Raw genomic sequence first — 26,581 nt, forward strand, 5'->3', positions numbered from 1 at the left:
CGTACCGCCCGCTTAGGACCGAGGTTTTCGACCTTTCGCAGCTGAACTTCGAAGCTGCCGATCACAACGTCCAGACACTGATGCGAGTGAAGTTATCACGGCCCCGCAAGATGCGCTGCGCAGCCTCGCCGCTGAGTCGGCTTTCAAACTGCGCGCTGAAACAGTCGGGGAGTCCTGAAACGAGCCGTAAGGAATTGTCCCCACCCTGACGTTGGCACTCGCCTCTATCCTTCACTCGGTTCCGGCGAGAACCGTAGATCCGGGCCGGGTATCCCCAGGGGCAATCGACGAACACCGTGGCCGAGACGAAAGCGGGCGTAAGCGCTAATTCCCGGTCATCGCGTGCGTATGCAGCATAGCATCGGCGAACATGCGATACCGCTCGAGTACACGCCAGCGGCGATCATGCCCAAGCCGGGGATACAGGCTGTTGAGGCGAGACATGGACGGATGGTGAAAATGAAAATCCGGCTCTTTGCCAATGCTTCGGACCGCAAGTTCTGCGGGAGCACTGAAGGCCACGATATGACGACTGTCGGCTAGGTAGCGGGTCAACCGGTCCAGGTTGCCGACCTCGGTCACCTCCTTGTCCCGGGGCATCGTCCGGCGGTCGCGCGATTTGTAGAGCGAGAACGCAACGGAATTGACGATCCGGTAGTCGAGGCGGGACGTCGACGGAAAGACGTCAGGCGCGGCGGCATGCAAATGAACCAGGATGCCATCGATATTGATGCCAGTCTGACCCGCCGCGGGTCGTCCAGCAATCATCTCAAGCCTTCCCGCCACCGCAAGTACGATAGCCGTGTCGTTTCCTACCGGACCTGGTTGATAATCATGGGACATTGCGAACAAATGGTTTGTCCGCGAACCGTCAGCAACCATCAGGCCATCGAATTCGAGTTCCTCGATTAACACTCGGACCCGATCGGTCTCACACGGGCCGCCCCTTTGCCCCTTCGGACTGGCAATCCTCGGCGCATTCACCGAAGCCGGGGCAGGCCCTTGGATCAAACGTTCGGTTTCGCCTCGTGGTATCGACGACCGACCACGCCCTAGCTCGCGGACGGCTCGGGTATCGAAACACTCGACGACTTCAGTTCGATGTCCAATTGCTGATCTGCCAGCCTGACTGCGTCAGTATGACGTCGATCACATGCCGTGAAGGATCGCCTTGCTCCGACGTCACGCGAACCACGAGTACCACGTGAATGCCGTCGTAGACCGTCGATACCTGGGTGGCGTCGGCGTCGATTTCGACTTTCCTGCCATCCGCATTCGAGACGATACCAGCGAGCTGAAGACTGTATCCCCGGGTGGAAACGTCGAAAAGCCTGGCGAAGGCAGCCTCCGTAATCCGGCTTTTATAGCGTACCTCCTTTCCGTGGAGCGCACGGATCAGATAGGCGTACCGCCGGGCGTAGACCGTCTGCAGCACGTTCAACCGGCTGACATTGATCGGCAGCCTGCCTTGCAGCACATGCCGGATGTAATCGCCTCGGTACACCGTGCAATCGGTGACGAGAACGATGTCTTCACCGAGACGCCGCTTAGTCGGAGTGCGCAGTGGACGAGCACCGTCGTCCACGCCGAAGGCCTTGAACTCGGTGAGGATGCGAACATCGCGTCGTGTTACCTCCGCATCGGCGCGCGTCCCGTCCGGGCTTGTCACTCGCCACCCATGTCCTGTCAGTTCGCGGATGCAGAAATCCGCGAACTCGCTCAACATCAGCGGGCGCCAAGCTACCTGCTCGAAATGAAGTTCGGCTTTGGCGCCGCGCGGTGCTGGCCAGGTTTGGTGATACGTAAGCGTGAGCTCCGAGAAACCCGCGCGGCGCACCGGCCCCTCCAAGGCATTGGCCTCGTCCCTGTGCCCGTCTCTCGTGAGGACGAGGTTCAGGCGCGTTCTCGCAGTGCGGTCCAGCGTGAAGGCCGTTGCCCCTCCAAGAGCATAATCGAACAGCCTCGGTGCCGAGAGCACTCCGCTGGAACTTATCGAACTCAAGACGTGGACGGGCAGTCCCTCGGTTGCGGACATGGAAAGCCCGTCGATTGACTCCACCTTGCCGGCCTGCAGCGCGGATATGAGGTACTTCAGGCGTGCGGCTGAGGCATCGCATGAGCGTGAAGGTCCGTAAGGCAGACCGTACCGGAGATGGGGGCTGTGATCGCTGAGCAGGAAAACCGCCTCGAACCCGGTGGCGAACGAAGACAGGAGTTCCTCGTATTCGTTGGACGATCGCGAAAGTGCCGGATCGGGAAGGTGAGGTATAACGGCAAGGCAGCGGTACCGGCGGGAGTCGACCGTCCGTGCCAGTCGCACAGCGGCTCTGGCGACATTCCTTTCGCCCGCGCTCGCGCCAAACACGAACAGCAGATCCGGACGTTCCGCCTCGAACGTGAGGGGCAGTTCGGGATCGATATCCGCCAGCTCGGCGTCACCCTCGAAGAATAGCCTATCGGCCTCCCAAACCGTCAAGGTAGATGCAGGCCGTTCATGTGCATCGCGGGCAACGCCTACGACTTTACTACCGCCGACTTCCGGAATCCTGACCAGCCGGTCCACGACCTGCTGGGCTCGCGAACCCACCGCGACCACGACCGGCATGACGGTCGGCTCCCATGCGTCGCCCCCGGTGAAGCGCTCGTCGGCTATCATCTCCAACGGATTATTCAGGCCGAAGGCGTGACGCACGTCCGCGGTATCGCCGTCGATGTCCAGCAACGCCGATGGGTGGGCCTGGAGGGTTTCAAACAGGTCGTGCGCGAACGAGACGACGAGAGCTTCACCATCGACGTCGATGCCCACGTCTCGACCGAGGTCGTTGATGGCCTCGATCCCGTGCTTCCGGATCGCACGTGCGACAGACCGTCTTATCTCGGCGGGCAGTACGATCACATCGCGCCAGGCTGTGGCGCTGCTAGGTGATACTGCGGCCAGATGATCGAACGAAGCGCGCCACGCAGCACTCCGGTCATCCGCCATTGCGCAGAAGTCAGCGGCCTGAAGCCTGAGAAGTGGATCCGCGATCCCGTGAACCCGTTCGCGCAACCAGCCGACCAGTTCGCCGCGTGGGCCGACGTACGGCGGCTGATCGGCAAACGCGTATCCCCACAACGCCTCGTCACCGATGCGCAGTTCGTCCTGTCGATCAGGTTCGGCCGCGATCATTGCTGAGTCGACGGTGCGGAACCCCATCACATGATCGTCCGTCCCGATGACCTGGGTAAGCGACTCGTTGCTAGTCTTGGTCCGAAAGACCAGCAGCACGAAGCCGGGCTGATCGGTGACGGGCCGGATGTACCCGATCAGTTTGGCGGCATCGGTTGTCACCAGCATTTGACGCCATTGTGCCGCCCTGAATACAGATCGCGACAGATGTCGTAGATCTGACCGACCATGTTGTCGGGGCTGTGCCGCGAAACGGTATCGAATGGAAGAACCAACGCGCCAAGCTCATCCACCCGTCTCCGAACGGGCTCGCTTGCGAAATTCGAAGGTAGAATGACCGCAGTCAGGTTGCCGGCAAGCGGTATGGATTGGGGCATCTGCACTTCGATGGCGGAATGCCGTTCGTCGAATGGCCCGTTCGCCTTCGCGCGGATCAATTCGGCATACGATTTCGCCTCGAAATCGAAGGGATCCAGGTCCATCGCCCGAGCACCTCTATTGTCGAAGTACGCGCGAGGGTCGGACCAGAACAGGTTCATCAGGCGGCCCGGCATGGTCGGGTCCACATCCAGTTCGAAATCCTCCTTGATCATGTCGCGATGAACGAAATCGGCAAAACGTCCCTGGTGGAACGCACCGCTGTCGAACGGGTATATGCGCTTCGCCCCCTTTGCCGAATTGCGCAGCACGAAGCAGACGGGATAGTACGCTTCGAGACCGCTGGACTCGACCTGGGCGGCGACGCGGTAGGCCGGCCGACCGTAGAAGAGATACAGCAACGGTTCGTCGAACACCCGGCACTGCGTCGGCCTCAGGCTTCCCGCCTCGGCGATGTCCCGGAGGTGGTAGGCGTCGCTCAGGTGCGTCATGGGAAGCTGCTGCTCGATCGGAGGCGACTGGCGAACCAATCGTGCGAAATCCGCTCGCCCCGGCCGGCGCGGGGAACGTTGGCCACTCATGGGCGGCAAGTTGGAACGCGGTCGCATTCAGGCCGCATAGGCGGTTCCAGGGCCGAGATCGACATCGATCGTTGGGCGACCTTCGTGGCGAATCCCACGATCTACCGCCGCAGGGTTTTCGGTGAGACCGGCAACCTACCCGCCGGCTGCCATGGCGGGCCGTGATTGACGACATCGCGGAAACCTGCGATGACGCGGACATGTCGGACATCACCACGCTCTCCCGATATCCCGGCGGAAAGGGCCTCGCCTTTCGCGAAATCATCAATCTGATGCCGCCGCACGAGCGCTACATCGAAACGCACCTCGGCTCCGGAGCAGTCTATCGCAACAAGCGTCCAGCCGACGCCAGCGTCGGCATCGACCTCGATCCGAACGTGATCGCACGCTGGCGGTCGAACGCGCTGGGACACGGCATACGGGTGATCGAAGGCGACGCCGTGTCGATACTTCCCGAATTGTCCCCCGCTCCCGGCGACCTCGTCTATTGCGACCCCCCATACCATCCCGATACGCGGCGGCGCGGGCGCTGCTATCAATACGACTACGACGTTCCTGAGCACGAGCGACTGCTGTCGCTCCTCGTCCGGTTGCCCTGCCCCGTAGTCGTCAGCGGGTATCGGAGCGAGCTGTACGACGACGTGCTATCGGTATGGACCCGTACGGACTACCAGACGCTCACCCACACCGGACAAGTCACAGAGTCCGCCTGGACGAATTTTCGGCCCGGACCTCCGCTGCACGACTATCGCCATATCGGCAGCGACTTCCGCGAACGCGAGCAGCTTCGCCGCCGCGCGTCATCACTGTCCCGGCGCATCGCTCGCGCCGCGCCTATGGAACTGCACGCGGCTCTGGCCAATCTGGCCGCCGCCCATCCCGAAGCGGTGCTGGCTGCAGCGGAAAGGATACGCCGGTGATCACTCGGGGACCGCCCGGCCGACGAACCGTGACGTGCGCGGCACGCCCACGCCGCGCGCCCCGCATCCTGTTCGTGCGCAACCGGAACCGACGGGATCACCGTCATGTGCCAGACAGACCATTCGTTTCTCGCTTCCGCCATCAAACGGCTGTGGGACACACACTGACGACGCGCCGGTTTCGTGAGCAGGGTGCGGTACGCGACGGTCCAGTCCTACGGGGACCGCCACCAGAACTACGATCGTTGAAAAGCGTTAACCCACGACCACTCCGAAAATGCTACCATCGGAGCGACGCCGTTGATGCGTCGGGAGCCTGGTGATAGAGCACCACCGACTCCGGTCGATCCGACTAGGAAGAAATCGGCATGTCCAAGAGGAAGTCCTTGATCAAGAAGACACTCAAGACCGGATCCAGCGGCTCTGCCGGACGGGTCCTTGTAACCTCGAACAAACGCAGCGCCATCAATCCCGGCCCCTCCAAGGAGGCCATGACCAAGATCGAGCGCTTCGAAGCGTCCAGTTCGCGCGCCGAGCAACGGCTCGGCCTGATCCGGCTCGCCTGACGAAGATCGGACGCCGGACGTGCAATGCGAATACGGCTATGCCGAACTGACCGATGACGCGGAGTGGAAGAGCTTCCGTCGCGAGCTGGATCCCGATGGCTCGAGCCTGATCATCAAGAATCTGTTGAGCATGCTTCGGGACGCTGGCGCCGTGTTCGCCATCGAGGAGACCACCTACATCGATAGGGACTTCTCGGCAGCTTACGCCAGCTTCTACTCGACGCTCTACCACATGCGTCCGCGGTATTGTCGCCGGATCCACTTCTTCGCGTCATCCGTATCGGACGCCTTCGACGACGGCGATCTCACGGGAATAGCACACGCGCTGGAAGCCGCCGAAGGCGGATATCTCGGGTTCATCGTGATCCGACCCTTGCGGCACGCCCCCGTCGGCAGCGCAGTGTTGGCCACTAGGTGCGCCGCCGGGCCGGGCGTCGAGATCTCGGTCCGGTCGACGTACAAGGTCCACTTCCTCGGTGTAGAACTGAGCGTGGAGGGCGTGCCGGTCACGGAGCAGGACACCCGCACGGGCAGCTGCGCGCAGGCTACGATATGGACCGCAGGTCGGCATTTCCACAACCAGCACTCGACGCCCTGGTTCTCGGTGCCCGACATCACCGAGGCGGCACTTAAACCCACCGACTCGATCCTCGCGAAATCACTTCCGGCAGGCTCCGACTACCTGACCGATGACAACATGGTGCGCGCGCTGCGCGCCATGGGCGAGCATCCCATCGTCTACGCACCCGAAGTAGGAGCCGACTGGGAGGAGCCGCCGGCCCGGACGATCGCGCGCTATCTGGATTCGGGCATCCCGGTGATCATCGGACTTCGGCAGGGCGAGGGCATCGGACATGCCGTAGTCGCCGTCGGTACGGTGATCGCGTCGACCAGAAAATCCCCGGACGGCGACGCGCACATGGCCGACCGGATCACGCACCTCATAGTCAACGACGACCAGAACGGGGCCTATCGACGCATCGCCGTCGCGTCTCCGAAAAAGGCCGTTCGCAGCGCCGACTACACGCTCAAGGACGCCATCTTCCTGCTCGTGCCGCTGCCGAGCAAAGTCTACATGAAGGCCGAGGTCGCCGAGACGATCGCTCGGGACAAGGTGCGGTTCGTCGCCACCAATCGGTCCAAGCACATCAAGGAGGCCCGCGCCGACATCAAGCCGGCCGATTGGGCGGTCGACCCCGACTTCTACGCAACGAAGCCGGAACAACTCGTGGCTCGAACGTATCTGACGCATGGTTGGAAGTACAAGCACCGCCTGATGCGCAACGGCGTGGCCGACGACCTGCGGGAGGAACTCGCGTTCGTTCACCTTCCCCGCTATGTATGGGTCACCGAATTCTCGCTACCCGAAGACGTGGCCAGTCTCGATCCGTGCCGCAGGAAGATTCGCGCCCACGTCGTTCTGGACGCGACGGGAAGCCGCTTCGAGGACAGTGTACTCCTCACCCACCTCCCGGGGATCATCATCGGCCAGTCCTTCGACCCCGCCAATCCCGGTGCCGAACCGATGACCAGCCTTCGCGTTCTGCTGGAGGACGCCCCCTACTATCCCAAGATTCGCGGTATGGCGGACTTTACCGCATGCGAGCCGGAGACCGTGACGCCCGCGAACGACGCAGGGGGACAGATAGCAGCATAGCCGCTCACCCGGACTTTTGCGGCTTACGATAGCCGAACCCGGCCCCACGGGAGCCCTCTTCCTTCAGCGTTGCGCCATCAGGCGGAGAGTGCCCGCCAGACCAGTGCGCCGACATCTGGATTGGCGACGTCGCTGTGCCCACCAATGATCGCGTCGCACAGGACGTTGTTCACCTTTGCGCACACTAGATCCGGTGTTTCGCCCACAGTCGCGACATGAACGACGGCCTCGCCGTCGTTCATCGCCAAAGCGCCGTTCGCGCCGAGCCCGCCATGCAGATCGGCAGGTCCGCCGACCAGACGACTGGTGACCATGCCCTTCGCGATCTCACCACTCACCGATGATGCAATCGCATAGAATATCCCGACGGCCGTGTCCCGACGGGTGTGCGTCACCATGATGGGTCCCGAGACGACCCCGTCGGCCACGACCCTCCGGAACCCACCATCGATTTTGCGCCGCCCGATGCCGGTGCCGAAGGCGTTGTGCGAGAAGGCGGCTTGCAGAAGGGAAAGCGAGCGTACGGGAGTTCGCATCGCGGACGCCGTCGATGTCACGAGGCGACCGCCGAAACTGTGCCCAACGAGATGCACCCTGACGCCTTGCGGCACCTCCCTGTCGATCACCGCGGCAAGCGCCGCTCCGATCGTCCCGGCTCGCGCCTTCATCTCGAAGTAGGTCGCCTGGTTGAGCATCGACGCCACCGCCGCCCGACCGCCCGAGAGCAGGCGCCAGCCGCCGCCGATCCTCGCCGCGCCAATCCCCGACGCCCCGCCCACCGCCATGGCGGCATCGACGGTGTTCCTCGACGCAGGTATCGTACCGATCGTCTTCGCAGGCAACGAGAAGTCGAAGCACTTCTTCGAAAAGAACGAGCAGCTGTGCGCGCGCCTGGGCCGTCCGTTGGAACTGACCCCACTGACCAGGACGGAACCTCGTGACAGAACGCTGTTCAAGACGTTCTGTCGGGATCTCGACGCCGCGCTCGTCAACAACGGCGTGGTGCGGTCGATCTCCGGCTTGAGTGACACGGTGCCGCTCTCGGGACTCATGGCCGCCTCGGGCGGCCGTGTCGGTCGTGTCGTCCGCATCGTCGAGGCGGCAATGGAACATGCCGTGTCACGCGATGCCGACAGGGTCGAGCTCTACGATCTCTCCCATGCCGTCCAGACCTTCGCGATGCCCCAGCGTTACATCAACAAGAACCCCTTCGCGAAATGACGCAGTCACCATCAGCGTCGCAAGCGGTCAACGAGTCGGCGCTCCCGATCATTCGACCGCTCGTGATCCCCGTATCTCCCGCGGACGATGCGAGCCTGATCGGCCTCATCGCCTCCGCCACCGCGGACAACGTCCTGTGTCACACGAGCATCATCACCAGTGAAGTGGGCCTGAACCTGTCGAAGCCGGGGCTCGTCGGCCAGCACGTCGAACCCCTGCTCAATCGGCTTGCCCGCAAAATCGGTTGCAACGCCGAGGACCTCAAACACCGGGTGCATCCCTACACGCCGCAAGCGGCAGCCGAGAGCAAGAACAAGTCCGCGAATTGGCATTGGACCGTCCGTTGGGGCTCGGGATCGCTCTATCGGCACCATCTCCTGCTCGAGCGGCGCCGGATCGCGCCGATAACGCTGGAGTCATCACGCCACCATCGGTGGCAGTGGCTTTGTGCGCTCCTGCCGTATTGCCCCGTCAGTCTCGAACGCCTCGTCGACGAATGCGGCGCTTGCGGCGCTGCATTGGGTTGGAAGCGGTCACGAGGCATTGGGCGCTGCGAGTCCTGCCGTCAGACGGTCGCGCCATCGGAGGCCCCGGCCCTCCGCAACGAACTTGCCGAAGACTATAGGAGATTCGCGCGCCTGATCTCCCCCACCCCTGGAGAGAGGGAAGAACAGCTAGCCAGCCTTCACGAGGACTTGAGGGCCCTGAGTCCGCCATCGCTCGTGCTGTTCGTTACACGCATCGGCTGGCTGTTGGGTGAGCGCGCCGCCGATCCCTGGTCGTTCTCGCCTACATCCCTCGATCAGCCCGCGCTCGCCGAAGCGGTATCCGTTGGCATGGCTACGCTGCCGGATTGGCCCAAACGCCTCAGGTCCCGCATCGCGGCCGCGATGGCTGGAAGCGTGGGTGACGAGCGTACCGAAATGCTGAGGCGCATCCGCAAACTCGCGGATCGCTACTCACCCTCCGATCTCGCGCAACTGGTGCGCAAAGCGCTACCCGAGGCCTTCGAGATCACGCAACGCGCACTCTCCCTCGACATGCCGACGATGCTCTCCTGCGACATATGCAAGCTCACGGGAATCGATGCCAAGGACGTCCGGCGGCTCGAGGAGGCGCGCGTGTTCGATACCATCGAGACGCGTGGCGGCCAACGCCGCCACATCCAGTTCTCGAAGGCGCAGGTGCAGGATTTCGCGAAGCATAAGAAGGAGTCCGAGCGCGCGACAAGGCTCGCCGAAGCCCTCGGCCTTCCGAGATATGCCGTGGAGCAACTGATCGGTTACGGCGAAGTGACGTTGGAAACTCACCCCGCAGTCCTCGTGCTGGACCACAACGTCCGGCTGGTGACGAGCACGGTCGACGATCTCTTTAGCGATCTCAACCAGTCCGCGCGGCGCGAACGCCCCCCGAAGAACGCCGTGTCCCTCTGGAACGCGTCCAGGACCGTAGGTGGCATCATGAAGAACTGGGGCGAGGTCGTACACTTACTTCGTCGCAAGAGGATACGATACTGGCTCGTCGCCGATGAGCATCGTTCACGCGACAGGCGCTCGAAGTACGTCCGACGCGTGCTCGTCATCCCGGAAGAGGTGATCCGGGCGTTACGCGAGCCCATTGATCCGCATCGGATGAGAAACGTACCGATCGCAACCGTCATGTCGCAGATCGACGCCGCCGAACTGCTCAACATCGATCCTGTGCAGATGAAGCGGGTGATGGACGCCGGGGATCTCGCATTCGAGAAGGAGGGCAAAGCAATCTGGTTCAAGACAGCCGACGTCCTGGATCTGGCGAAATCCTACATATCAAGCCCCGAGCTGGCGCATCTCCTCGGCGGATACGGTCCGATGGTCACAAAGATGCTCTATAAGCGCGACGACATACGTCGCGGTAGCGCGGGATGGCTACGCGCAGACGTGATCGACAAATACGACAGTTTGAAAGTCGGTGCCGAGCCGGTTCTCCGTCGCTGGACGGGGCCTGGCGGAAATTTCGATCCTTCGTCGCGGAATAGATCAAGATCAGGCCAGCGGCGAGCACTTGATACCTAAGACGGTGGATCCGGTCAGCATTGGCAAGTTAAACCCTGGGCCTGTCACTTCCAGAATTCTCGTGCCCCGCATTTCTCTTTATCAGAACCTCGTTGCATGTATTCGCCACATAACGTCTCTCAGCGATTGGGATCTGTAGCGGAAAAGGAGTTTACGGTGAGTTCATTAAATACGAAAGACTTTTGCCATGTAGCATTCTCGTACTCGATTCTCGCCTGTAATCTAGCCTATGCTGTACCATCGCATGCGGGTCTTACTGACGATAAGATGATATCCAGCTCCCGCAACGTATCGATAGTTCCGTTTTTCGAAACGGCTTCGATCGGCATGGTCCGAATACCGCACCCGAAAGACGACATCGGTCTTTCCCTCGGGACCGTCTACCAGCAACCCGGTGAACGCTCGAACGGTGGTGAAGGGTCGAGCGCAGAGCATGTCCTGCCCCGCCGACAGCTCTTCGATCAGAAACGGGCTGAAGTCCATCGGACCAGTGTGGGCTCGGCATGCGCCTTCGATTCGAACGCTGAAGAGCGGGCTTACCCCTGTGTTCCTGACTCTGAACAAGATTCGACGGCCAGTGGCATCGATTCGCGTAGGCCTGATCGACAAGCGACCCACCGCCTGCCCGTGGGACGAACGCCCCACGAACAAGGCAGTGAGAGCGCCAAGCATACCGATACCGGCCAGGGTCAAGCTGCCGATCACCGTGATTATCCAAGGGACCGCGTCCACGTCGGACTTCTTGTCCTTGTCGTGCTCCTCATTTTTTTGAACGTTCTGACCGCCACACTGTCCGGGCTGTATTGGGGGCGCCGAGCCCTTATCGCTGCGATTGTCGCTGACGTTGTCATTATCGCTTGGGGCCTGCACGTTATCCAACTGATAAGCGCCTGACCGCGGCACCTCCCCTGCTGCACCGTTGGGCTGCAAAGCTAGAGCAGGTACAGCCATGAGCATGGGGAGGACTGCAATGACGCGGGCTGGCGAGAGGCGGTGGTTTTCATTCGCGTCGACTGCGCTTGATTCCCTAACCCCTCGTTTACGGAAGCGCTTCGGAATGGCCCAAGTTGTGCCCTTAATGGCCATCGAGATTGCAACCCCGCGAAAGCTGCGAACTCGGTTTGGACGCCGAACTCGTACCACCAGCGATAATCCGGCGTGAAGCTCTCGCATTCACCAGTTGGAATTTGCTCAAGCCAGAACGAATATCGTCAACCCGCGAATCCCTGTTGATTCAATCATCCATGTTTTCAGGCATGGGACAGTCCCACCGGGTCGTTCGTCGTTAGTAGCGATCCTTCGGGTAGCGTCAGCGACGCTGGCCTGCGAGTTGCCGCCATCGGCGTTGCAGGTCTGGATGACGGTGTCGATCGCCTGGCACGATAGTCGCACCTCTCCAAACCGGCGAAAAGCCAGTCTCATCATTCGAAACGACGTCGCGCGGCGGACATCCGAAGATACTACTCTCGATCTTGAAGCGCCTTCCATCATCGATGCGACGCGATGTCCTCCTCGCCTCGTGCCGCGGATTATCGTCGCGCCTATGCGAAGTTTGGTGACCCGGAGCCGTGCCGCGTCAAATAGCTCGCGCAGCGCATCCAGCTGCAGCTTCATACGGCTCGACCGAGTCGCCAGGCGCACGGCAGGAAGTCGCCGCAAACTTCAGTTCTCTGCCGTACGAAGCAGCGATGCGTTCTCGAATGTAAGGGGTCGGCAACGCGCCAACCGGTTCATTAAGGTCAAGCACACTGCGCATGAGATAGGTTCAGCACGGGATACCGGCGGCGCCGTTTCGATGACTCCATCGTAGAAGCATGGGGGTAGGCATCGAGAGATAGCGAAGTCCGGCAAGATGGGGCTTGCAGGCTCGCACCTGTGCCGACGGTCGTACAACGGCACCACATCTCGGGCGGTGTCTTGCGAGGGCAAGGTCTGCGACCGGGCAGACCAATGCCCACTTAGTTGCGGACGGCTCAGGATCCAAGTCGGGTACGGGAACCGGCGGGTCGTCTGTCTTGATCTCGTCGCCCCGAGTACCTCCTCGCAGATGCGGCTGACGATCGTGTGATGCAGGCGCCGCTTCCTACCAATGAACTCATTCGTCGTCCGATCCGACCACCCGCGACACAGAGCATCAGCGCGGCCGACGCTAAGCCTCCCAACATTCCATCTGCACAACCGGCAGCCGCGCGTTTCGGCCAGATCGTATGGACAGGGTCATGATCGCTTGTAATTCGTGGGCCAAAGCCGCTCCAAGCTTTTCAGAGTAAGGTTGCATGGTGCTTTGCCCCCTCTGCGGAGTGGGTCACGGCAAGAATGCGCCAACATCTCGCCGTGCTTTGAGCACCCATGGGACCTCGCGCATGAGTGCCAGGCTAGGCACGATGATATCGATACCACAGTTTTGGTAGCGCCTTTGAGGTTTTCCGTACGCAGTTATCGGCTACCGGACACCGCCTTCCCATATTTTAATTGTGCGATTAATCGGTCGCGTTTACTTGAATCGTCGTTACGTCTGGGACGGGTCACCGACGTGACGTCAGGATTGGGGACTTGACGCTGACGCTGCGCAGCATACGGTACCGCTAACAAAAACGGAGGGGATAACATCGTGGAGATCGCATTCACGTCGGCGGGGGCTTTGCCCGTCGACTGGGAACAGGCGGCGTTGCTCGGTCGTATCGACCTTGGCGACGGTCCTACGCCCGTGATCGTTCGCGGTGGCCGCGTGTATGATATGTCCGCCGTTGCGCCGACAGTCGCCGATTTGATCGCGGGTGGGGATTTCGATACCGATGCCGGCGCGGATCTCGGGGCCCTCGGCGACTTAAACCTAACACCAGCGGCCGATGGCAAGACCCGCCTGCTCAGCCCGATCGACCTCCATGTCGTCAAGGCATCGGGCGTAACCTTCGCCGTATCCGCGCTCGAACGCGTGATCGAGGAACGCGCACGTGGCGACGCGTCCGCAGCGACCGCGGTCCGTGCCCGTCTCGAAGAGCGCGTCGGCGGCAGCATCCGCTCGGTCGTGCCCGGCTCTCCCGAAGCGACGGCGCTGAAGGCCGCGCTGATCGAGGACGGCATGTGGTCGCAATATCTCGAAGTCGCGATCGGCCCCGATGCGGAGATCTTCACCAAGGGACCGACGTTGTCGACGATCGGCTGGGGTGGCGAGATCGGCATCCGCTCCGACTCCACCTGGAACAACCCCGAACCCGAAGTCGTGCTGGTCGTCGATCGCTCCGGCAAGACGGTTGGCGCGGCGCTCGGCAACGACGTCAATTTACGCGATTTCGAGGGGCGCTCGGCGCTCCTGCTCGGCAAGGCCAAGGACAATAACGCGTCCTGCTCAATCGGGCCGTTCATCCGGCTGTTCGACGAGAATTTCGGCATGGACGACGTCCGCGCCGCGCAGATTGCGCTGACGATCGAAGGCGCCGACGGCTACCGGCTCGACGGCAGCAGTTCGATGGACCAGATCAGCCGCGATCCCGAAGAGCTCGTCCGTCAGGCTATGAGCGAGCATCAGTATCCGGACGGCTTCGTGCTGTTCCTCGGCACGCTGTTCGCGCCGACGCAGGACCGCGACGAGCCCGGCCGCGGCTTCACGCATGCGGTCGGCGATGTCGTCACCATCTCGAACCCGAAGCTCGGCGCGCTGGTCAATCCGGTGACGACGTCGAAGGATGCGGCGCCGTGGAATTACGGGATCGGCGACCTGATGCGCAATCTCGCGAGCCGAGGGCTGCTCGGCCATACCAAGAATCAAGGGGCGTAAGCGCGTGTTGCAGAAGACCGAAATGGCCGACCAGACGGCGATCTATCCCAGCCTGAAGGGCAAGCGCGTCCTGATCACCGGCGGCGCGTCGGGAATCGGCGCCGGTCTGGTCGAGGCGTTCGCGCGTCAGGGGGCGCATGTTGCGTTCGTCGACATGTCCAAGGACGCCGCGGAAGCGCTGATCGAGACGCTGACGCCCGACGTCGCGACCGCACCGATATTCCTGCCGCTCGACCTGCGTGACGTCGATGCGCTGAAGACGACCGTCGCGACGATCGAGGACCGGCTCGGCGGGATTGACGTGCTGATCAACAACGCCGCGAACGACGATCGCCACACGATCGAAGAGATCACGCCCGCCTATTGGGACGAGCGGATGGCGACCAATTTGCGCCACCTGTTCTTCGCAGGGCAGGCCGTGGTGCCGTCGATGAAGCGCGCGGGAGGTGGCGTGATCCTCAATTTCGGCTCGATCTCGTGGCATCTCGCACTGCCCGAACTGCTGATCTACCAGACTGCCAAGGCCGGCATCGAGGGTATGACCCGCGCAATGGCGCGCGATCTGGGTGGCGACGGCATCCGCGTCAACACGATCGTCCCGGGCAACGTCGAGACGCCACGCCAGCTGAAATGGTACACGCCCGAAGGCGAGGCCGAGATCATATCGGCGCAGTGCCTCAAGACCCGCGTCCAGCCTGCGGACGTCGCGGCGCTGGTGCTGTTCCTCGCGTCGGACGATGCGCGGATGTGCACCGGCCACGATTATTTCGTCGATGCCGGGTGGCGTTGAGATGAGCGGCGCAATTCCCGTCGAAACGACCGCGGAAAGCATCTGCGACGTCGGCGCGACGCTCGGCGAGGGCCCGATCTGGATCGCGCGCGATGCCGCGCTCTGGTTCGTCGACATCAAGTCGCCGTGCGTGCACCGGTTCGATCCGGCGACGGGAGCGCTCGACACCTGGAAGGCGCCAGACCAGATCGGCTGGATCATTCCGGCAGACGATGGAAGGTTTCTCGCCGGCGTCCGTGGCGCTCTCCACCGGTTCGATCCCGCCACCGGCGCATTCGACGAGATTGCGGTCGTCCACGCCGAGACTCCGGGCAATCGTCTCAACGATGCCGCGCGCGATCCCACCGGGCGCGTATGGTTCGGGACGATGGACAATGCCGAATCCGAGGACACCGGCCACGTCTATCATTGGCATGACGGTGAACTGACCAAGACGGAGATCCCGCCCGTCGCGATCACCAATGGCCCCGCGATCTCGCCCGACGGCCGCACGCTGTATGCGGTCGACACGCTCGGCAAGCGGATCGACGCCTACCCGATCGGCGCGGACGGTAATGTCGGCGAGCCACGCCTTTTCCTGACGATCGACCCCGACGATGGTTACCCCGACGGGGCGATCTGCGATTCCGAAGGCGGCGTCTGGGTCGGGTTCTTCGGCGGTTGGGCGGCACGCCGGTTCGCGCCGGATGGTACCTGCACCGACATCGTCCGCTTCCCGGTCGCGAACATCACCAAGATCGCGCTCGGTGGGCCCGACGGTCGCACCGCCTATGCGACGACCGCCGCGAAAGGCCTCGACGACGAAGCGCTCGCAGCCCAGCCGCTGGCAGGAAACCTGTTCACCTTCCGCGTCGCCATTCCCGGCGTCCCGGTCGAACCCGTCACACTTTAGTGCAACCAATTTTACGACACCCCATTCACGATAAGCGTCGCCGTTAGAGCGCCGTCACGGAGAGGAAAACCAATGACTATAGCGGCAGAATCCGCGCCCCAAGTGAACCGAGCCCTGATTGCGATGATCGTCATCGTCGCGACCATCGGCGGGTTCATGTTCGGCTATGACTCGGGCGTCATCAACGGCACGCAGGCGGGGCTCGAGACTACGTTCGCGCTGTCGTCGCTCGGCACCGGCTTCACCGTCGGCGCGATCCTGATCGGCTCGTCGGTCGGCGCGTTCATGGCCGGGCGGCTTGCCGACAACCTCGGCCGCCGCAACGTCATGATGATCGCCGCGGTGCTCTTCATCGTCAGCGCACTCGCGGCGGGTGCAGCAACCTCGGCGACGATGTTCGTGCTCGCCCGCATCGTCGGCGGCCTCGGCATCGGTGCCGCCAGCGTGCTCGCCCCGGTCTACATCTCCGAAGTCGTTCCCGCGAACGTCCGCGGCCGGCTGTCGAGCGTCCAGCAGATCATGATCATCACCGGCCTGACCGGCGCATTCGTCGCCAACTGGTATCTCGCGCGCATCGCCGGATCCTCGACCGCGTTGTTCTGGCTCGACTATCCGGCATGGCGCTGGATGTTCTGGATGCAGGTCATCCCCGCCGCGATCTATCTCGCGACGCTGTTCCTGATCCCCGAAAGCCCGCGCTTCCTGGTTCTCAAGGGCCGTTACGACGAAGCACAGGTCGTCCTCACGCGCCTGTTCGGTGCCGCCGAGGCCACGCGCAAGGTCGCCGAGATCCGCGGCTCGCTGTCGGTCGATGCGCATCGTCCCAAGCTGTCCGACCTGATCGACAAGGCGAGCGGCAAGATCCGCCCGATCGTCTGGACCGGCATCGGCCTCGCGATCTTCCAGCAGTTCGTCGGCATCAACATCGTGTTCTACTACGGTTCGGTGCTGTGGCAGTCGGTCGGCTTCAGCGAGAGCGATGCGCTGCTCATCAACATCCTGTCCGGCTCGCTGTCGATCATCGCCTGCCTGCTCACCGTCGCGCTGGTCGACAAGGTCGGCCGCAAGCCGCTCCTGCTGATCGGGTCTGCGGGCATGACCGTCGCGCTGGCGATCGTCGCGATCTGCTTCGCCAGCGGCGCGATCGTCGAGGGTTCGCTGCACCTGTCGGATCGCAACGGCTTGATCGCACTGATCGCCGCCAATGCGTATGTCGTGTTCTTCAACCTGAGCTGGGGCCCGATCATGTGGGTGATGCTCGGAGAGATGTTCCCGACGCAGATCCGTGGTTCGGGTCTGGCGGTCGCGGGCTTCGCGCAGTGGTTCGCCAACTTCGCGATCTCGGTGAGCTTCCCCACGATGGCGATCTCGCTCGGCCTGTCGCTCACTTACGGCTTCTACGCCTTGTCGGCGTTCGTCTCGTTCTTCTTCGTCTGGAAGATGGTTTCGGAAACGCGTGGCCGCGAGCTGGAAGACATGGTGGGCTAATGCCAACCACCGGACCGCGGCTTGGGTCGCGGTCCGGTAGGTACGATTCATCGCGGGGTTCGACTTGGCGTGTTCGTGTCAGACCGCCATTGTCCTCCCCACGATAGCACTACCCCGGCGGAAGCGGGCCCAGTTGGCGAGGCGGAAATAACGGCGGCCCCTCCTCCGCTAGCAACGTCCCCCAACTGGGCCCCGGCCTTCGCCGGGGAGGTGCTTTTTAGGGACGACTTCGGTTCATGATACCGCGTTTCGAGGCGCTTGACCGCCTCCCTCGGTCACTCCAGCGGAGGCGCGAAACCATACTGGCTGACCCTTGCGCTTTTATCGCAAAGGTCAGACAGTATGCATTCTGGACGCTGAAGATGATCAGTGACTTAAGGATGGGGCGAGACACCGAGCCCCGCCCTCAGGCCTCACGCCTCAGTGGTTATGCCGAGGCGTCTTCGCGGAAATCCCGCGATACTTCACGGCGAAATCGAGCACGCCGCCCTCGGCCAGCTGCCCGGTCTTCTCGCGGTACAATTCCTCCCACGGCGTATTGCTCTCGGGTACCGGCGGCAGCCCCTCGCCCTTGCGGCGCGCAATCTCGTCGGGCTCGACCAGCGCATCGCAGGTCCCGGCGACCAGATCGATTCGCACCACGTCGCCCGTCCGGATCCACGATAACCCGCCGCCGACAGCACTCTCAGGCGACACGTTCAGGATCGACGGACTGTCCGACGTCCCCGACTGCCGCCCGTCGCCGAGCGTCGGCAGCGCCAGGACACCGCGCTGGATCAGCGCGTCGGGCGGCTGCATGTTGACGACTTCCGCCGAGCCCGGCCAGCCGATCGGCCCCGCCCCGCGGATCACCAGGATACAGCCCTCGTCGATGTCGAGCGCGGGATCGTTGATCCGGTGGTGATAGTCGTCCGAACCCTCGAACACGATCGCCCGCGCCTCGAACCGATCTTCCGCGCCCGGCGTCGAGAGATACCGCTCGCGGAACGCCGGCGAGATCACCGACGTCTTCATGATCCCGAAATCGAACAGGTTGCCCTTCAGCACCAGGAAGCCGGCGCGCTCCATCATCGGCGCATCGAACGGCTTGATCATCTCGCGATCGCGCGTCTCGCGGCCAGCGATGTTCTCGCCGATCGACCGCCCGGTGACCGTCAGGCAGCTCGTGTCGAGCTTCCCGCCCGCAATCAGCTCATGCAGCACCGCGGGCACGCCGCCCGCCCGGTGGAACCGCTCGCCGAGATACTTGCCCGCGGGCTGCATGTTGACAAGCAACGGCAGGTCATAGCCGTGATCCGACCAATCTTCCGGATACAGCGTCACCCCCGCATGCTGCGCCATCGCCATGATATGCGGCTGCGCGTTGCTCGACCCGCCGATCGCACTGACCACGCGGATCGCGTTGAGGAAGCTGTCGCGCGTGAGAATCGTCGACGGGCGCAGGTCCTCATACGCCATCTCGACGATCCGCCGCCCGGTCTCGTACGCCATCTGGCCGCGCTCGCGGTACGGCGCGGGAATCGCCGCGCACCCGGTCAGCGACAACCCGAGCGCCTCGGCGACCGCGTTCATCGTCGAGGCCGTGCCCATCGTGTTGCAATGCCCGGCGGACGGCGCGCTGTCGGTGGCGCGGTTGAGGAATTCCTCCTCGTCGATCTCGCCCGCCGCCAGCTTGCGCCGGCTACGCCAGATCACCGTTCCCGAGCCGACCAGCTCGCCGTCATGCCAGCCATCGAGCATCGGACCGCCCGACAGCACGATCGCCGGAATATCGACCGTCGACGCCGCCATGATCCCCGACGGCGTGGTCTTGTCGCAGCCGGTGGTCAGCACGACCGCGTCGATTGGATAGCCGTAAAGCGTCTCGACCAGCCCCAGATACGCCAGGTTGCGATCGAGCGCCGCGGTCGGCCGCCGGCAATTCTCGAAGATAGGATGGACCGGGAACTCCATCGCGATGCCGCCCGCATCACGAATCCCGTCCCGCGTTCGCTTGGCGAGTTCCAGATGGATGCGGTTGCACGGCGAAAGGTCGCTGCCCGACTGCGCGATGCCGATGATCGGCCTTCCCGAGCGCAACTCCGCCGGGGTCAGCCCGTAATTCATGAAGCGTTCGAGATAGAGCGCGGTCATGTCCGAGCGGGCGGGATCGGCGAACCAGTCGCGCGATCGGAACGGCTTCACCGGTACACGGTCCACTGCAAACTCTCCTGAACGCGGTCTGTTATCTCATGGGAGCGCTACCGCGACGGTCGTCGGTCGGTCAAGCGCCAGTCGATACTATGCGTGAACGCGCGACGGTGGTCGGCGACGCGGCGCAGCGTCCGACTGACGGCGGACCAGCGTGTAATCGAGAACGACATGGCCATTCGCATCCTTGCCGCCGCTGCGACGATTGAAGATCGCCGAGACGAGCAGCTCGACCGCCGCGCGCGACATGTCGGCGATCGGCTGGTGGATCGTCGTCAGTTCGGGCCAGATCGTCGTCGCAAGCGCGCTGTCGTCGAACCCGCACACCGTCAGGTCGCCCGGCACGTCGAGGCCGCGGCGATGCGCGACCGCGACGGTCGCCGCAGCCATGTCGTCGTTGCTGGCGAAGATCGCGGTGGGCGCATCCTTCGCGTCGAGCAATTGCTCGGCACCGTCGAGACCGGAGCGATAGGTGAACAAGCCGCCCACCACCAGCGACTCATCCGGCGCCAGACCGGCATCGGCGATCGCCGCGAGATACCCCTCGTGACGAAGCCGGCTCGCGGTCTGGTTCGGGTTGCCGATGATGAACCCGATCCGCGAATGACCCAGCTTAACAAGGTGTTCGGTCATCGCGCGGGCCGCTTCGAAATCGTCGATCGTGACGGCGGCCGACCCTTCCGGCGGAGACCCGGTCGCGACGACCACGGTCGGCACGCCGGCCTCCGTCAGCACGTCGAGCACCGCGCGCGAATCGCAGAGCGGCGGCGGCAGGATGACGCCGTCGATCCCGCTCTCGATCATATGCCGCGCGACCTCGATCTCATGGTCGCCGATGTCGCATTTCTCGACGATCAACTGCACGTCGCTGCGGCTCGCCTGTTCGAGGCTGCCGACCAGGAACTCGCTCAGATACGCAGCGCTCGGGTTGCTGTAGAGCAGGCCGATCCGCATCTGCCCGCCGCCGGCCAAGCTGCGCGCGGCGCGGTTGGGCGCGTATCGAAGCGTGTCGATCGCCACGTTAACCGCCTCGCGCGTCGCCTCTCGGACCTTCGCTTCCCCGTTGATGACGCGCGAGACGGTCATCGGTGAGACGCCTGCGAGAACCGCGACGTCGGAAATGGTGGGTGCGCCGCTTCTGCGGCCCGAAGTGTTGCGCGGCTTGCGCGTGGCGAGGCTCATGCCGCGCTTTTTAGCAGGTGATCGCAATATTATCAGCATGTAATCTGAGTTACCGTGGTCGTATACTCAGAGAACATCGTGCCGCGGCCGTTCGCTCTTGCGTGTTATCGCTCCCAAGATTAGTCGGACAATCGGTTTTGCCTTACCGGGCAGCAAGCATATTTGGAACGGACGGGGAGTGCGCGTGCGATACGATCTGATCCGTACACTCTACCCAAGCCATGGCCTCGGTGTCACATTGCCGTCCGCGACTGCTGCTACGCACTGGAACATGGTTCGCCTTCGCACCACATTGGAGCATGTGCCGAGAGTGATAGCGCGACCTTTGCGGCCGCCGCGCATCTTAGCCGACGATTTCCCGACGCACCGCCGTTCCGGTTGGCGCGTCCCTCGATTTGATTTGGAGAACTGACATGGACGGTACCTTCCCGATCGGCGCGCGCGCCGTAGACAGCGACGTCACCTTCCTCGCGATCGATCCGTCGACCGACGCCAAGATCGAACCCGCTTTTGCCGTTTCGAGTGAAGAAGACGTCGCGGAAGCCTGCAAGCTCGCCGAAGCAGCGTTCGATACCTTCCGCGAAACCGATCCCGAAACGCGCGCGAAATTCCTCGAGACGATCGCCGACGAGATCGAGGCGATCCACGAGCCGCTCGTCGCTCGTGCGATCCAGGAGAGCGGCCTGCCCCGCCCACGCCTCGAAGGCGAGCGCGGCCGTACCACCGGCCAGCTCCGCCTGTTCGCCAAGCATCTCCGCGCCGGCACCTGGGCCTCGGTCATCATCGACGAGGCACAGCCCGATCGTAAGCCCGCTCCCCGCGCGGACCTGCGCCAACGCCGGATCGCGGTCGGCCCGGTCGCGGTGTTCGGCGCCTCGAACTTCCCGCTCGCCTTCTCGGTTGCAGGTGGTGACACCGCCTCGGCACTTGCCGCCGGTTGCCCGGTCGTGGTCAAGGGCCACCCCGCGCATCCCGGCACGTCGGTCATGGTCGGCAAGGCGATCCAGGCCGCGGTTGCCAAGTGTGGGCTGCCCGAGGGCGTGTTCTCGCTGGTCCAGGGTCCCGCGAACGAACTCGGCGCCGCGCTCGTCAAGGACGCGCGCATCAAGGCGGTCGGCTTCACCGGCTCGCGCGGCGGTGGCTTGGCCCTGGTGGCACTCGCCGCAGCCCGCCCCGAGCCGATCCCGGTCTATGCCGAGATGAGCAGCGTCAACCCCGTCATCCTGTTCCCCGCGGCGCTTGCGGCGCGCGGCGAAGCACTCGGCAAGGCCTATGTCGGTTCGCTGACGATGGGCTCGGGGCAGTTCTGCACCAATCCCGGCATCGTCGTCGCGGTCGATGGTCCTGACCTCGACAAATTCGTCGAAGCCGCCGCCGCTGCGCTTGGCGAAGCTGCGCCGCAGGTCATGCTGACCCCCGGCATCCATGCCAGCTACGACAAGGGCGTCGCCGCGCTTGCCGGTCACAATGCGGTCGAGACGCTCGCTCGCGGCACCGAAGCCGAAGGCGCAAACCGCGGTCGTGCGGCGTTGTTCTCCACCACCGGCAAGGCGTTCGTCGCCGACCCTGCGCTGTCGCATGAAGTTTTCGGGGCTGCCTCGATCATCGTCCGCTGCGCCGACCTCGCCGAGGTCCGCCAGGTTCTCGAACAGGTCGAGGGTCAGCTGACGATCACGCTGCAGATCGACGAAGGCGATTACGCGGACGCTGCGACGCTGGTGCCGGTGCTGGAACGCAAGGCCGGTCGCATCCTCGCGAACGGCTGGCCGACCGGCGTCGAGGTTGCTCCTGCAATGGTTCACGGTGGGCCTTTCCCGGCGACGTCGGATCCGCGCACGACCTCGGTCGGTACGGCTGCTATCGAGCGCTTCCTGCGCCCGGTCTGCTACCAGGACCTGCCGGACGCGCTGCTGCCGAAGGCGGTCAAGCACGACAACCCGCTGGGCTTGCCACGCACCGAGGGGTGATCGGAGGAGAGAAGGAAGGGCGCGCTGCCGAACGACAGCCCGTCCTTCCTTGTTCTCCCGCGAAGGCGGGAGCCCAGTCTGGGTCCCCGGCTTCGCGGGGAAACATGCTTAGGTTCGAACGCTTTTTACTGGCTACCATCCCGGCTTGCCGGCCACCACCCCGGCGAAGGCCGGGGCCCAGTTGGAGAGGTGGCGATAACGAAGGGCAACGCTCCGTTAGCGACGTCCCCCAACTGGGCCCCGGCTTTCGCCGGGGTGGAACTAAGTGGGTATGCCCGGATGGATGCGCGATCCGCCCCCCTCCCCCACACCCCTAATCATTGACACGCGCGCGCGCGATACCCACTAGTCCGGCATGACAACGCCTGACTCGTCGCGCATTATTTCCCTGCCCGCAGACCTCGGCAGCTACATCGACGAATTGACCGACGGAGGGCACGGCGACGCCGCCGCCATCGTCCGCACCGCGCTCGAGCAGATGCGCGACCGCAGCGCCGCCTCGGCCGCACCCGCCGAAATCCTGATCGGCGGCGGCGAATGCGGGATGCTCGTGCGCCAGCGCGACTGGAGCGCGACCTCGCTTGGCCCGATCGACTCGTGGCCCGCCGAACTCCGCGTCACGCTTGCCAACATCCTCAACTCCCCCGTCGCCAAGGTCGTGATGTGGGGGCCCGAGCACGTCATGCTCTACAACGACAGCTACCGCGCCGTCGCAGGAGACCGCCACCCGGCCGCGCTCGGCAACCCGGTCGCGACCGCCTTCCCGGAAGTCTGGGACTGGAACCGCGCGGTCCTCGAAGCTGGCCTCCGCGGCGAGACCGTCGCCTACCGCGACCAGCCGATCCTGTTCCAGCGTCCCGAAGGCCCCGAAACGCTGACGCTCGACCTGTTCTACACGCCCGTCTACTGCGCCGGCGGCACGGTCGGCGGCGTCCTGTGCACGATGGTCGACAATAGCGGCCGCGTCGAAGCGGAGCACCGCCTCGCCGCCAGCGAAGCCGAACTGCGCCGTGTCACCGATGCCGTGCCGATGCTGATCTCGTACATCGACCGCGATCACGTCTATCGTCTCGCCAACGCGCAATATGACGAGTGGCTCGGCGTCGCGCCCGAGTCGATGATCGGCAAGTCCGTCCGCGAAGTGCTCGGGGACGCGGTCTACCAGGATCGCCGCCCATCGTTCGAGCGCGCGCTGGCCGGCGAGAGCTTCATCGCGCAGACCGTCTTCCCGCACCGCGACGGCCGTCCGCGCCGCTCCGAATTCCGCTATGTTCCGCATGTCCAGGCGGACGGCTCGATCGCCGGCATCTACGTGCTCGGCATCGACGTCGAGGACCGCGCCGAACGCGAGGCCGCACTCGGCATCAGCAACGGCCGCTTCCGCACCGCGATGGACGCGGTCCACGGCGTGCTCTGGACCAACAGCCCCGATGGCCGGATGATCGGCGAGCAACCCGGCTGGGCGACGCTCACCGGCCAGTCGATCGACGAATACCAGAATTTCGGCTGGGCCGACGCGATCCACCCCGACGACGTCGCATCGACGATAAAGGCGTGGACCGCGGCCGTCCTGAACAAGTCGATGTTCGTGTTCGAACACCGCGTCCGCCGCCATTGCGGCGCCTGGCGTACCTTCGCCGTACGCAGCCTGCCGATCCTCGATTCGGCGGGCGAAGTCATCGAATGGGTCGGCGTCCACACCGACATCACGCATCAGCGCGCCGCCGAGGCCGCCTTGCGCGAACAGGCCGAAGCGCTCGCCCGCCAGGTCCGCCACCGCGAGCGTGCCGAGGATCAGCTCCGCCAGCTCAACGAGACGCTGGAGGCGCGCGTCATCGCCGAGATCGGCGAGCGCCGCGAGGCCGAAGCCAAGCTCGCGCAATCGCAGAAGATGGAGACCGTCGGCAAGTTGACCGGCGGCGTCGCGCACGACTTCAACAACCTGCTCCAGGTCGTCTCGGGCAATCTCCAGCTGCTCGGCAAGAACCTCGCCGGCAACGAGCGTGCGGAGCGCTGGGTCGCCAACGCTATGGCCGGCGTCACGCGCGGCTCGAAGCTCGCCTCGCAATTGCTCGCGTTCGGGCGTCGCCAGGCGCTCGAGCCCAAGGTCGTCAACGTCACGCGGTTCGTGCGCGGGATGGACGACATGCTGCGCCGCGCGATCGGCGAAGGGGTCGAAATCGAGACCGTGGTCGGCGGCGGCCTCTGGAACACCTTCATCGACCCCGCGCAGATCGAAAACGCGCTGCTAAACCTCGCGATCAACGCGCGCGACGCAATGGACGGCCAGGGCAAGCTCACCATCGAACTCGGCAATGCGCATCTCGACGATGCCTATGCCCGCAGCCACGAGGAGGTCGAAGCCGGGCAATACGTCCTGCTCGCGGTATCCGACACGGGCAGCGGCATGAGCCCTGAAATCATCGAGAAGGTGTTCGAACCGTTCTTCTCGACCAAGAGCGAAGGCAAGGGCTCGGGCTTGGGCCTGTCGATGGTCTACGGCTTCGTCAAACAGTCCGGCGGCCATGTGAAGATCTATTCGGAGGTCGGCGAAGGCACCACGATCAAGCTTTATCTGCCGCGTGCGATGGAGAGCGAGGACGTCGAGGTCGTCGCCGATGCGGGGCCGATCTGTGGCGGCACGGAGACGGTGCTGGTGGTCGAGGACGACGACGAGGTTCGCACCACCGTGGTCGAGCTGCTGACCGATCTCGGCTACAGCGTCCTGAAGTCGGTCGACGCGGCCAGCGCGCTCAACGTGGTCGAGAGCGGCGTGCCGATCGACATCCTGTTCACCGACGTGGTGATGCCTGGAACGCTGAAAAGCCCGGAACTCGCGCGCAAGGCGAAGGAGCGGCTGCCCAATCTCGTGGTGCTGTTCACGTCGGGCTATACCGAGAACTCGATCGTGCACGGCGGCAAGCTCGATGCCGGCGTCGACCTGTTGTCGAAGCCGTATTCGCGCGAGGCGCTGGCAAGGAAATTCCGCGAAGTGCTGGCCAATCGGCAGCGCGGCGATTCACCTGCCGCCAAGGTCGCTCGCGATGCGCGGATCGAAGCGGAGCGACGGCTGGACGCGTCGGCACGGCGCACCGTCCTGCTGGTCGAGGACGACGAGATGATCCGCGCGAACACTGCCGAGATGCTGCAAGGCAGCGGCTTCGTGGTGGTCGACGCGGCGAGCGCGGAGGATGCGATGACTGCGCTTCAGACCGTGCCGATCGACGCGCTGGTGACCGACATCAACCTGCCTGGCGTGTCGGGCCCGGACTTCGCCCGCACCGCGCGCGCGCTGCGGCCGGGTGTCGGGATCGTCTTCGCGAGCGGAGACACTGCGTCGGTCGAGGGCGATACGGATGCGATTATGCTGGAGAAGCCGTACGGGCTCGATGCGCTGACGGCGGCGGTGCTGGCATCGTTGGGTGAGACGGCGCTGGCGGTACCGCTTGCGGCGGACAGGGTGGACTCGGCGGAGTAAGCCGGTCGGCAGCCTAACGATCCTCCCCCGCAAGGGGGAGGTGGCAGGCGTAGCCTGACGGAGGGGGAGGACCAGGTGACCTCTGTTCCGTGTCCTCCCCCTCCGTCACCTTCGGCGACACCTCCCCCTGGCGGGGGAGGATTGGCAGGCGCGACTGTCGATCAAGGCTAGCATAGTCGAGACAAGCCTTAGCGCCGCGGCAAAGCCGCGTCGTCGGACGGGGCTTTTGGCCCCGCCGGCCGGGCGCGATGCCGGATCCGCGCCGGAGCT

18 protein-coding genes are annotated in these 26,581 nt (G+C 64.0%); 12 read left to right on the forward strand and 6 right to left on the reverse strand.

Translation table 11 applies throughout. The features are described from left to right. Nucleotides 1-324 precede the first annotated feature (324 nt). The 3 genes from E5673_RS14750 to E5673_RS14760 all read right to left on the reverse strand — a co-directional run bounded on the left by E5673_RS14750 (nt 325) and on the right by E5673_RS14760 (nt 4,155). Nucleotides 325-915 (reverse strand): hypothetical protein, encoded by a 591-nt coding sequence (locus E5673_RS14750; protein ID WP_136190599.1) that lies wholly within the window; start codon nt 913-915, stop codon nt 325-327. 178 nt (nt 916-1,093) lie between these two features. Next, nucleotides 1,094-3,337, reverse strand: a complete 2,244-nt coding sequence (locus E5673_RS14755) for a hypothetical protein (protein ID WP_136190600.1) — start codon at nt 3,335-3,337, stop codon at nt 1,094-1,096. Next, nucleotides 3,328-4,155, reverse strand: a complete 828-nt coding sequence (locus E5673_RS14760; protein WP_168711646.1) for a hypothetical protein — start codon at nt 4,153-4,155, stop codon at nt 3,328-3,330. The genes E5673_RS14755 and E5673_RS14760 overlap by 10 nt, the downstream gene beginning before the upstream one ends. Before the next feature lie 134 nt (nt 4,156-4,289). Here E5673_RS14760 and E5673_RS14765 point away from each other — a divergent pair, with 134 nt between their 5' ends. From E5673_RS14765 to E5673_RS14775, 3 genes are all read left to right on the forward strand, one after another. Then, a complete protein-coding gene (locus E5673_RS14765) occupies nt 4,290-5,048 on the forward strand; it encodes a DNA adenine methylase (protein WP_136190602.1) in 759 nt (252 codons plus the stop codon). Nucleotides 5,049-5,434: 386 nt separating this feature from the next. Continuing rightward, on the forward strand, nt 5,435-5,614 hold the full coding sequence (locus tag E5673_RS14770) for a hypothetical protein (RefSeq protein ID WP_136190603.1): 180 nt from the start codon (nt 5,435-5,437) through the stop codon (nt 5,612-5,614). Between the two features lie 151 nt (nt 5,615-5,765). Continuing rightward, entirely contained in the window at nt 5,766-7,271 is a 1,506-nt protein-coding gene (locus E5673_RS14775) for a hypothetical protein (RefSeq protein ID WP_136190604.1), read from the forward strand. Nucleotides 7,272-7,348: 77 nt separating this feature from the next. Here the strand turns inward: E5673_RS14775 and E5673_RS14780 are convergent, their stop codons facing one another. After that, on the reverse strand, nt 7,349-7,966 hold the full coding sequence (locus E5673_RS14780) for a hypothetical protein (protein WP_136190605.1): 618 nt from the start codon (nt 7,964-7,966) through the stop codon (nt 7,349-7,351). Between E5673_RS14780 and E5673_RS14785 the strand changes: the two genes are divergently transcribed. The 7 genes from E5673_RS14785 to E5673_RS14815 all read left to right on the forward strand — a co-directional run bounded on the left by E5673_RS14785 (nt 7,959) and on the right by E5673_RS14815 (nt 17,494). Next, the gene (locus E5673_RS14785; RefSeq protein ID WP_136190606.1) at nt 7,959-8,492 is read left to right on the forward strand and encodes a hypothetical protein; all 534 of its coding nucleotides are present in this window, start codon (nt 7,959-7,961) and stop codon (nt 8,490-8,492) included. The genes E5673_RS14780 and E5673_RS14785 overlap by 8 nt on opposite strands. Continuing rightward, a complete protein-coding gene (locus E5673_RS14790; RefSeq protein WP_136190607.1) occupies nt 8,489-10,546 on the forward strand; it encodes a hypothetical protein in 2,058 nt (685 codons plus the stop codon). The genes E5673_RS14785 and E5673_RS14790 overlap by 4 nt, the downstream gene beginning before the upstream one ends. Nucleotides 10,547-10,702: 156 nt before the next feature. Then, the gene (locus E5673_RS19725; RefSeq protein ID WP_168711647.1) at nt 10,703-11,440 is read left to right on the forward strand and encodes a hypothetical protein; all 738 of its coding nucleotides are present in this window, start codon (nt 10,703-10,705) and stop codon (nt 11,438-11,440) included. A 1,717-nt stretch (nt 11,441-13,157) separates the two neighbouring features. Then, entirely contained in the window at nt 13,158-14,324 is a 1,167-nt protein-coding gene (locus E5673_RS14800; RefSeq protein WP_247599409.1) for a fumarylacetoacetate hydrolase family protein, read from the forward strand. 22 nt (nt 14,325-14,346) lie between these two features. Further along, on the forward strand, nt 14,347-15,114 hold the full coding sequence (locus E5673_RS14805) for an SDR family oxidoreductase (protein ID WP_136191539.1): 768 nt from the start codon (nt 14,347-14,349) through the stop codon (nt 15,112-15,114). A 1-nt stretch (nt 15,115) separates the two neighbouring features. Continuing rightward, the gene (locus tag E5673_RS14810; RefSeq protein WP_247599410.1) at nt 15,116-16,006 is read left to right on the forward strand and encodes an SMP-30/gluconolactonase/LRE family protein; all 891 of its coding nucleotides are present in this window, start codon (nt 15,116-15,118) and stop codon (nt 16,004-16,006) included. Between the two features lie 78 nt (nt 16,007-16,084). Further along, the gene (locus tag E5673_RS14815; RefSeq protein WP_210731878.1) at nt 16,085-17,494 is read left to right on the forward strand and encodes a sugar porter family MFS transporter; all 1,410 of its coding nucleotides are present in this window, start codon (nt 16,085-16,087) and stop codon (nt 17,492-17,494) included. A 420-nt stretch (nt 17,495-17,914) separates the two neighbouring features. Here E5673_RS14815 and E5673_RS14820 read toward each other — a convergent pair whose 3' ends face one another. Both E5673_RS14820 and E5673_RS14825 read right to left on the reverse strand, forming a co-directional pair. Then, entirely contained in the window at nt 17,915-19,693 is a 1,779-nt protein-coding gene (locus E5673_RS14820) for an IlvD/Edd family dehydratase (RefSeq protein ID WP_136190612.1), read from the reverse strand. Nucleotides 19,694-19,774: 81 nt separating this feature from the next. After that, nucleotides 19,775-20,866: a LacI family DNA-binding transcriptional regulator gene (locus tag E5673_RS14825; protein WP_136190613.1), complete on the reverse strand. Its 1,092-nt coding sequence runs from the start codon at nt 20,864-20,866 to the stop codon at nt 19,775-19,777. 413 nt (nt 20,867-21,279) lie between these two features. On the opposite strand from E5673_RS14825, the gene E5673_RS14830 reads away from it, so the two are divergent. Further along, a complete protein-coding gene (locus E5673_RS14830; RefSeq protein WP_136190614.1) occupies nt 21,280-22,833 on the forward strand; it encodes an aldehyde dehydrogenase (NADP(+)) in 1,554 nt (517 codons plus the stop codon). A 355-nt stretch (nt 22,834-23,188) separates the two neighbouring features. Beyond that, nucleotides 23,189-26,311: a PAS domain-containing protein gene (locus E5673_RS14835; protein ID WP_136190615.1), complete on the forward strand. Its 3,123-nt coding sequence runs from the start codon at nt 23,189-23,191 to the stop codon at nt 26,309-26,311. Nucleotides 26,312-26,581 lie beyond the last annotated feature (270 nt).

Source organism: Sphingomonas sp. PAMC26645, assembly GCF_004795835.1.
Lineage (GTDB): Bacteria > Pseudomonadota > Alphaproteobacteria > Sphingomonadales > Sphingomonadaceae > Sphingomonas.